General features: G+C 54.2%; 12 protein-coding genes. 7 read left to right on the top strand and 5 right to left on the bottom strand.

The window, feature by feature from the left end; translation table 11 throughout:
- The coding region (locus tag AC2VLY_RS02380) for a PUA domain-containing protein (protein WP_486892448.1) at positions 1-420 on the top strand (420 nt) is incomplete at its 5' end.
- Positions 421-440: 20 nt separating this feature from the next.
- On the opposite strand, the gene fur is transcribed toward AC2VLY_RS02380, so the two are convergent.
- On the bottom strand, positions 441-902 hold the full coding sequence (gene fur / locus AC2VLY_RS02375; RefSeq protein WP_227485211.1) for a ferric iron uptake transcriptional regulator: 462 nt from the start codon (positions 900-902) through the stop codon (positions 441-443).
- Between the two features lie 66 nt (positions 903-968).
- On the opposite strand from fur, the gene AC2VLY_RS02370 reads away from it, so the two are divergent.
- Positions 969-1,316 carry an outer membrane protein assembly factor BamE gene (locus AC2VLY_RS02370; RefSeq protein WP_010641350.1) on the top strand — a complete coding sequence of 116 codons (348 nt, stop codon included), beginning with the start codon at positions 969-971 and terminating at the stop codon, positions 1,314-1,316.
- Between the two features lie 139 nt (positions 1,317-1,455).
- Here the strand turns inward: AC2VLY_RS02370 and AC2VLY_RS02365 are convergent, their stop codons facing one another.
- Positions 1,456-1,926 carry a type II toxin-antitoxin system RatA family toxin gene (locus AC2VLY_RS02365; RefSeq protein ID WP_193649810.1) on the bottom strand — a complete coding sequence of 157 codons (471 nt, stop codon included), beginning with the start codon at positions 1,924-1,926 and terminating at the stop codon, positions 1,456-1,458.
- An 8-nt stretch (positions 1,927-1,934) separates the two neighbouring features.
- Positions 1,935-3,116 carry a phospholipase D-like domain-containing protein gene (locus tag AC2VLY_RS02360; protein WP_300250193.1) on the bottom strand — a complete coding sequence of 394 codons (1,182 nt, stop codon included), beginning with the start codon at positions 3,114-3,116 and terminating at the stop codon, positions 1,935-1,937.
- Between the two features lie 117 nt (positions 3,117-3,233).
- Here AC2VLY_RS02360 and smpB point away from each other — a divergent pair, with 117 nt between their 5' ends.
- From smpB to AC2VLY_RS02345, 3 genes are all read left to right on the top strand, one after another.
- Positions 3,234-3,695, top strand: a complete 462-nt coding sequence (smpB, locus tag AC2VLY_RS02355; RefSeq protein ID WP_300250191.1) for an SsrA-binding protein SmpB — start codon at positions 3,234-3,236, stop codon at positions 3,693-3,695.
- 63 nt (positions 3,696-3,758) lie between these two features.
- Positions 3,759-4,379: a thioredoxin fold domain-containing protein gene (locus AC2VLY_RS02350; protein WP_300250189.1), complete on the top strand. Its 621-nt coding sequence runs from the start codon at positions 3,759-3,761 to the stop codon at positions 4,377-4,379.
- A complete protein-coding gene (locus tag AC2VLY_RS02345; protein ID WP_193649806.1) occupies positions 4,376-4,885 on the top strand; it encodes a disulfide bond formation protein B in 510 nt (169 codons plus the stop codon). Before AC2VLY_RS02350 ends, AC2VLY_RS02345 begins: the two co-directional genes overlap by 4 nt.
- Before the next feature lie 22 nt (positions 4,886-4,907).
- Here the strand turns inward: AC2VLY_RS02345 and AC2VLY_RS02340 are convergent, their stop codons facing one another.
- Both AC2VLY_RS02340 and purE read right to left on the bottom strand, forming a co-directional pair.
- A complete protein-coding gene (locus AC2VLY_RS02340; protein ID WP_486891748.1) occupies positions 4,908-6,041 on the bottom strand; it encodes a 5-(carboxyamino)imidazole ribonucleotide synthase in 1,134 nt (377 codons plus the stop codon).
- A complete protein-coding gene (gene purE / locus AC2VLY_RS02335; RefSeq protein ID WP_300250181.1) occupies positions 6,038-6,535 on the bottom strand; it encodes a 5-(carboxyamino)imidazole ribonucleotide mutase in 498 nt (165 codons plus the stop codon). The genes AC2VLY_RS02340 and purE overlap by 4 nt, the downstream gene beginning before the upstream one ends.
- 41 nt (positions 6,536-6,576) lie before the next feature.
- Here purE and trmB point away from each other — a divergent pair, with 41 nt between their 5' ends.
- Positions 6,577-7,269 carry a tRNA (guanosine(46)-N7)-methyltransferase TrmB gene (gene trmB, locus AC2VLY_RS02330; protein ID WP_193649803.1) on the top strand — a complete coding sequence of 231 codons (693 nt, stop codon included), beginning with the start codon at positions 6,577-6,579 and terminating at the stop codon, positions 7,267-7,269.
- Between the two features lie 328 nt (positions 7,270-7,597).
- A complete protein-coding gene (locus tag AC2VLY_RS02325; protein ID WP_486891750.1) occupies positions 7,598-8,725 on the top strand; it encodes an NAD(P)/FAD-dependent oxidoreductase in 1,128 nt (375 codons plus the stop codon).
- Positions 8,726-8,738: the final 13 nt, after the last annotated feature.

Below are 8,738 nucleotides of genomic sequence, written 5' to 3'. Positions count from 1 at the left end.
ACCATCATCGCGCCGGGTGGCGCTGAGGATGTCTTGCTGCGCATCTGGGCGGGAGAACCTTTGGGCACCTATTTTCGGCCCGGCGTCGCCAAGCTGGCGGCACGCAAGCGCTGGCTGGCCGGTCAGCTCCGCCCCAACGGGGTGTTGCATCTGGATGCCGGTGCGGCCAGGGTCTTGCGCGAAAAAGGTAGCAGCCTGCTACCTGTAGGGATTACTGCTGCCGAGGGCAATTTTCAGCGCGGCGATCTGTTATGCTGCGTCGACCCGGAAGGACAGGAAATAGCCCGTGGCCTGGTGAATTTTGCTTATGAAGATGTCCTGCTGAGAATGGGAAAAAGCAGCAAGACTCTTTTGGAATTATTCGGGGATATCGACGAAGTAGAAATTATTCACCGTGATAATCTGGTACTCAGCAACTAACTTTACATAAGTTCAGAAAATTATTTGCTGGCTGGAGTCTGCAAAGAACAGACCCCGGATTCCTGCATCCCCAGACAGGTCCCGTACAAATACAGGCTATGATCGCTGATGAAAAACCCTTGAGCTCCGGCGATTTCATTTTGACGGGCTTCCAGCGCCTCATCAAAAAACTCCAGAACCTTGCCACAAGCCGTACAGACCATATGATCATGGTGACCGGTTTCGTTCATTTCAAAAACGGCCTTGTCCCCTTCAAAATGATGACGGCGGACCAAACCAGCCATCTCGAACTGGGTCAGGACCCGATAGACCGTGGCCAGACCCACTTCTTCGCCGGCATCCAGCAACTGACGATACACTTCTTCCGCCGTTAAATGCCGGGTATCACTGTCTTCAAAAATGCGGAGAATTTTCAGACGTGGCAGTGTGGCTTTCAGACCGGCCCGCTTCAATTCGTCACTATTCAATTTTTCGTAGCTCATGTGCTCGTAGCAATTCCCATGCGTAATAGTTTAGGATAGTGGTACCTGACGCTTAAGACAAGGACTATGAGAAGCCTCCGCCTGATTACCCTGATTACCTTTTGTGCCCTCTCCCTCGGAGCCTGCAGTATTTATCGGGTTGCCGTACAGCAGGGTAATGTCGTCACCAGCCAGCAACTGGCAGAATTGCATCCGGGTATGGATGCGCTGCAAGTGCGTACCATTCTGGGTTCACCACTGCTGAAGGACCCTTGGCACCCCCATCAATGGATTTACTCTTATAGCTATAAACCAGCCTATAGCAGTACCCAGGTTCGCAAGGTGATTGTCCTTTTTGACAAGGACGACAAGCTCATCGGCGTGCAGGGGGATGTGAAAGGCACAGTTAAAAGCCCGGAAAAACCCGACGCCTAGCAGCCTGTCGGACTTTCGGTTTTGAAGAAACGCAACACATTGATTACTAAACGGTTTAATAACTTTCCAGAAAATGGCAGGTGCAATAGAATCAGTGGGTTACGCGAATAATCCGACAGGCTGCTAAGCGGACGAAAGCCTAAGAAGATGGACTGTCCCCTGTTGCCGGAATGGCTGCGGGGGGACCGTATATGGCGCGCGCTCTTTGCGCAAAACGCTGCACCATGGTTTCTGCTGCCTGTTTGAAAATGGGCTCCAGAAACGCGCCCACCAGCCGTGAGGCAAATTCGAAGCGCATATCCAGCGTCACCTTGGTGCCCTTGGGGTCAGGTTCAAGCTGCCACAATCCTTCCAGGAAACGAAAAGGACCATTCACCAGACGTACTTCAGCCAGCTTGGGGCGCTGATAACGGTTTTTGGTGGTAAATGATTTGCCAAACGCACCGTGAGAAATGGTGATTTCGGCAATCACTTCTTCGCCCCGATCCTGAATGATTCGGGTTCTGCCACACCAGGGCAGAAATTGCGGGTAGGAACGAATATCTTCAATCAGGGCCATAACCTGCCCCGCGCTGTACGGCAACACAGATGTTTTACAAATATGATGCATGCATCCTCTCAATAACGGCGTTGACCCATGGCATGGGCCTGCACCCAGCGATCAAGCTGAGCCAGACACCACTCCGGCAAACGTCGCCAGTAGGGGCGCTTACGCCAGGGTTCCGGATCGATTTTTCGGGATATGGCAAATTCACGCACAAATAATCCGTGCAACAGCAAGGATACCCGGGCCAAACGCAGTTCCAGATTGAGCTCGTGATTAAACCACAAACTCAGGAGATCAAAATTTGCCGAACCCAGTGTCGCCCAGGATCGGTCTACCAATACGTACTTGGCGTGGAGGAAAGCGCCCTGATATTCATAAATATGCACGCCTCTACGCATCAGTTTTTGATAATACGCCTGAATCCCGAATCGCAAAAGTGGATGATCGGTAATGCGTCCAGCCAGCAGCAGCCGCACATCTACCCCACGCTGCACCGCCCGATAAATACTGCGCAATATCACTGGATCAGGATTGAAGTAGGGCGTCGCAATCCAGATGCTTTGGCGCGCCCCCCGAATGGCTGCCAACAAGCGTCGGCGCACTGCATAACTGGCGGGCGGGATACCTTCGAGAAACCGGCCTTCCCCCCAGGACTCCGGAGAGAACACCTTTTCTTCACTCACTCCGGCAGGCAGGGCTGGCAGATGTTCCGGCCGGTGCCGGAAAAATATTTCCCGACCACGATCCACCAGAGCACCACGACAGGCAAACAGCATGTCCCGATAAGGCGGACTTCCTGGTTTGGCATCCAGCCACTCATCATCCAGGGCAAAGCCACCAACGGCCAGCCATTGGCCATCAATCGCGACAATACGACGGTGGGTACGCCGCAAGCGCTTTTCCAGCCCCTTCAGTTGCAAACGGTGATAAAAATGCAGGTGCGCTCCAGACTGGCGCAGCTCGCTGATCCAACTTTCAGGAAAGCTGCGACTGCCCAGGGCATCGAGCGTAATATATACCGCCACTCCGGTCAGGGCTTTGTCGCATAATATCCGCAAAATTTGCCGGGGCCAGAGGCCCGCCGCGAAAATATAGTTTTCCAGTAAAATTTCCCTGGACGCGGCGCTCAAGCGGGTTTCCAGCCATGCGGCAATGGACTGCATGTCATTCAGCAGCACCCAGTCAGGAATAGCCTCCTGTTGCCGGGTACGACGTCGTAGCAAGTGCCCCGTCAACAATCTGGAATCCACCATGTTCCTCCCTTCGCACTGCGCAAAAATTCCACAGGAGGGCATGTAAAGTCAATGCCACTTTCTGCATACCCCTTTTTTCACGTACAATCATCGGCTGACTGGCACGGGAGTTGTGCAATGAGCAGCACCATCGCCCTGAATCGTGAGGCGAAACACGATTATTTCATAGAAGAACGTTTTGAGGCGGGAATCGTCCTGGAAGGCTGGGAAGTCAAATCCATGCGCGCCGGGCGCCTGAACCTCAAGGACAGTTATGTCATTGTCAAAGACGCTGAGCTCTGGCTGCTGGGTGCGCATATCAGCCCCCTGCTGACCGCCAGCACGCACATTAATCCCGACCCTACCCGAACCCGCAAGTTGTTGATGCACCGCGAGCAAATCAACCGGATGATCGGGAGCGTGGAACGCAAGGGCTTTACCATTGTCCCCCTGGCCATGTACTGGAAGCAGGGTCGGGCCAAGGCAGAAATAGCGTTGGTCAAGGGCAAACAGGAACACGACAAGCGTGCAACCATCAAAGATCGGGAATGGCAAAGAGATAAGGCCCGAATCATGAAAGGCGGGTCGCGGGATGTTTGATAGGCTACACACCCCAATAAGATCTCTTTTGCCTTGCAACGAAGCATACAAGGAAATTTCCCCATGGTTCTCACACCGAAAAAACTGCCCCGGATTGACTTGACCCGCTGGGTGCTGCTTGGCTTCCTGATTATTCAGGGAATCGCGACTGTTGCCATCGCTGGACCAGCAACAGGCAGTGACGGGGATCAGGATTATTGGCAGGCCCTGACCCACACCCATTACATTCAGGAAGGCAGCAAGGGGCCGATTATTTATGATTTTTACGACCCTAATTGTCCTTATTGCCATGAAATCTATACCTGGCTGCAAAACCCTATCCATAACAAGCAAATACAGGTCAGATTCATTACCGTGGGATTTCTGACACCCAGCAGCGCTGGTAAAGCCGCCGCCATTCTCTCGGCCAAGGACCCGCTGGCTGCCCTGAAACTGAATGAAAACAAATTCAGTACCAAAGGGGGTCCAGAAGGGGGCATAGACCCTGCGCCCGTTACCGTACTAAATAAAATGAGTGTTGTGCTGAATTTCAATGCTTCGCTTTTGGTCAACAAAGAAGCCGAAGTGCTCGGTATTCCCGGAGCCAGCGTGCCTTTTCTGGTCTATCGCCAGGATGGCAGAATTCGTTATGTCCCTGGTTTACCCGATAACAAACAATGGTCAGAAATTATTCACGCACAATGACCGCGTCCAAATTTGCTCCCTGGCTGGCGTCTCTGGTCATTCTGGCTGGCATTCTTGCCTTTACGCTGGTGCTTTGGCTGCAGTTCGTACACGGCGAGCAGCCTTGCAGTATTTGTATTTACCAACGTCTGGCTGATCTGGCCGTCATCGTCATTGTCACCATGGGCTTTTTCTGGAAAGGCACGGTACGACGGGGTTTATGGATATTGGCAGCGTTATATGCCCTGCTGGGCGCGGCCCTGGCAGGGTGGCAGTGGCACCTGACGCAGATGGCGGCAGATCAGATTGAAGCCTGCTCTTCGGTCCAGGTTTTTCAGAGTAGTCCCGCCCTGGGCGGCTTGGGAAATGATTTAGCCTCGACCTTATCCGGCCATGGTTCCTGTGCGCTGGCTGGCAGCAAAAGCCTGGCAGGATGGCCCATCACCCACTGGAGTATGGTGTTTTTTCTGGGTTGCGCCGTGCTGCTCCTGATCGCCCAGTGGTTGAGCGGCCGCGTTCGGAATTAATCCCAAAAACGGCGGATGCCAGTTAACGTGGCCAGTTCCAGTCCTGGCGCAGCGTCTCCAACACCGCCAAAGCCCGCTCTACATCAGAACTCAAGACATTTACATGGCCCATTTTGCGACCTGCGCGGGCTTCCTTCTTGCCATACAAATGGACCTTGACTTGCGGATGCTGAAGCAGCTTCTGCCAATCCGGTCCATCCTCTTCCCACAAATCGCCCAGCAGATTCATCATGACTACGGGGCTGAGCAGACGGGTATCTGCCAGGGATAACCCACAAAGGGCACGTACCTGCTGATCAAACTGACTGCTGGCACAGGCATCAATAGTATAATGACCACTATTGTGGGGACGCGGGGCCATTTCATTGACCAACAGACGGCCCTCTTCCGCCACAAAAAATTCAACGGCAAGCACGCCGACATAGTTTAGTGCCTCAGCAATGCGCGCCGCGCTTTGTCGAGCCTGATTTTGTAGTGCCTCTGGAATTCGGGCGGGCACAATACTGAGATCAAGCACAGCATGGTGATGACGATTTTCTGCCAGGGGATAAAACACCATCATCCCGTCCACTGAACGCGCCAGAACTACGGAAAATTCCTGAACCAGTTTAATCCGTGACTCCAGAATGGCTTCCGGGGTATTCAGGCTGGCCCATGCTGCTGGAAGCTCGCTGGCCGTACCAACATTCTGTTGTCCCTTGCCATCATACCCAAAGCGGGTAGTTTTCAGGATGGCAGGAAAACTCAGCTGGCGTGCCGCAAGCTCCACATCATCCTCTTGTCTGAGCAGTGCAAAGGGCGCGACTTCCAGACCAATATCCTGAAAAAAAGTTTTTTCCCGCGCCCGGTTCTGGGCAATGGTCAGCGCCGTAGAACCGGGACGCACGGGTATTCGCGCTTCCAGATAAATCATGGCTGAGGCAGGGACATTTTCAAATTCGGTGGTCACCGCCGCACAGTGATCCGCCAAAAGCGCCAAGGCAGAAAAATCATCATAGGGCGCACAAAGATGATGGTCTGCCACGGCCGCCGCCGGACAATCCGGATCAGGATCAAGAACCCATACACCATAACCCATGCGCCTGGCCGCCAGCGTAAACATTTGCCCCAACTGCCCACCTCCCAGAATTCCGAGGGTGGCACCGGGTAAAATCATGGCTCAGACTCCGGCAAAGTCATGGCTAATACGGCTGCTTCCTGTTGGTGACGAAAATCCTGCAGGCGCCGGGCTAGCATCGGATCACTTGCCGCCAACAAGGCTGCGGCGAAAAGACCGGCATTGGCGGCACCGGCAGTGCCGATGGCAAAAGTAGCTACCGGAATACCCTTGGGCATCTGCACAATGGACAGGAGCGAATCCATGCCGTTCAGGTGCCGGGAAGGAACCGGCACACCCAATACCGGCAAGATGGTTTTGGCGGCGAGCATACCCGGCAGATGGGCAGCGCCGCCCGCTCCGGCAATAATGCAGCGCAGCCCCCGGGATGCGGCCGTCGCGGCATAATCAAAAAGCAGGTCTGGGGTTCGATGCGCCGAAACCACCCGCTTTTCGTGGGGAATATTCAATGCCTGCAGTTGTTCTGTCGCAGCAACCATGACCTCCCAGTCACTGTTGCTGCCCATTACCACCCCAACCAGGGGATGTTCCATGCCTGCTCTCCTCTCTAGGCCTGCACATTAAACGGGTTATAATGCCTGTCATGGAAGAAGCGCTCAATACCGGGCAACGCCCGATTCGCAGTTTTGTGTTACGTCAGGGACGTATTACCGCCGCACAACGTCGGGTGATTCAGGACACCCTCCCTGCCCTGCAAATCCCAACCCGGGAACCCTGGCAGGATCCATGGAATGGGCAACGGGCCATCACCCTGGAAATTGGCTTTGGCAACGGGGAGCATCTCGCCGCCCTCGCCGCCGCACATTCCGAACAGGGTTTTATTGGTGCAGAAGTACATACTCCAGGGGTCGGTTCTCTATTGTTGCAGATGGAAAATGCGGGCATTGATAATATCCGTATTGTTCATGATGATGTCGCGGCCTGGATGAAAACCCTGCCAGATGCTTTATTTGCACGCATCATCATTCAGTTTCCCGATCCCTGGCCAAAAACCCGGCAACAAAAACGCCGCCTGATTCAGGCTGAGTTCGCGGACACCTTGCAGCGTCTGCTCAAAACGGGTGGAGAATTACAACTGGCAACGGACTGGGCTGATTACGCAGAACAAATGCTGACCGTCCTCAATCAGACCCAGGGCCTGATAAATACGGATTCTGGAAATAGCTTTTCGGAGCGACCCGCCAATCGTATTCCGACCCGTTTTGAACGTCGCGGCGAAAAACTCGGACACAGTGTTTATGATCTGGTGTATCGACGCACAAGTTGATCCTTAAACCTAAAAACGGCAGATGCCGTGGGTGCTTTTTGCTCCGTTGTTCCTCGCCTGTTGTTCCAGGGCTCATCCTGCTGTCAGGAGAGAACTCGCCCTGCGGGCTCAAACAGCTCTCCTGACGGGCGCTGGATTTCGCCAGGAACAACAACGGCTCAGAACAAAAGTCGCGGCAAAGCGCCCACGGCATCTGCCGTTTTTAGGATAAAACTTTTCGGTATGCTGCCTTCCGTTATGGTGCAATATCCCGGAAAAGGTTTTGCGATATACTCACAAATCGGAGAAGATGCTTTTGAAGGTAAACCCATGAGAGAGGATCGCTAACATGCACAAAATCAGCATCATAGGAGCAGGGTTTGGGGGATTGACCGCCGTGCGGGAAATCCGCCGGCAGTTGCCCGATGCCGAAATCACCCTCATCGCCCCCAAGGCAGAGTTCATTTATTACCCCAGTTTGATCTGGATTCCCACCGGTCTCCGTCAGGGTGAGCAGCTCCGCATTCCTCTGGACCGGTTTTTTCAGCGCAAAAATGTGCATTTCCATGCCGGACGGGTGACGGAATTGCGCGACGCAGGCCGGACGGTCGTTACCGATCAGGGTGAAATAGCCAACGATGTTTTGATGATTGCCAGTGGTGGTCGGGGCCTGCGCAAATTGCCGGGCATCGAACATAGCCTGGCCATCTGTGACGGTATTGAAGCCGCCGAACAGATTCGCGACCGGCTGGCGGCCCTGGACAAGGGCACTATCGCCTTTGGCTTTGCCGGCAACCCTCAGGAGCCCACTGCCGTGCGCGGCGGGCCGGTTTTTGAGCTGCTGTTTGGCATTGACAGCTATCTGCGCAAAACCGGCCGGCGTGAACATATCGATCTGGTATTTTTTAATCCCATGACCGAACCCGGTAACCGCCTGGGCGCCAAAGCGGTTGCCGGATTACTGGCCGAAATGGAAAAACGCCAGATCAGGACGCATCTCGGTCATAAAATCACTGGATTTTCCGCAGACAAGGTCATGACGGAAGGTGGCGAAATTGCGGCGGACCTGATCCTTTTCATGCCCGGCATGACGGGGCCTGATTGGGCGCAACAATCCGGTTTACCGCTTTCGCCCGGCGGATTTGTCCAGGCAGATGAATACTGTCAGGTTCCCGGGCATCCAGGGGTTTTTGTGGTGGGCGATGCAGGCTCCTACGCCAACAGTCCAGACTGGCTGCCCAAGCAGGGCCATACCGCCGACCTGCAGGCCGAAGCCGCAGTGCACAATGCGGTTTTACATCTCCGGAACAAGGCTTCTGACAAGCCTTTCCGGGCTGAACTGGTGTGCATTGTGGATGCGCTGGACAGCGGCATCATGGTATTTCGCAATAAGGACCACGCCAGCGTTCTCCCCAATCCACTCTGGCATGCCGCCAAAATGGCTTTTGAATGGCGTTATCTACTGCATTATCGATAAGAACGCATCTTTC

The organism is Acidithiobacillus sp. TH-A36, assembly GCF_057473445.1.
The sequence above is the reverse complement of the archived record's forward strand: the minus strand, read 5'-3'. Positions and strand labels throughout refer to the sequence as shown.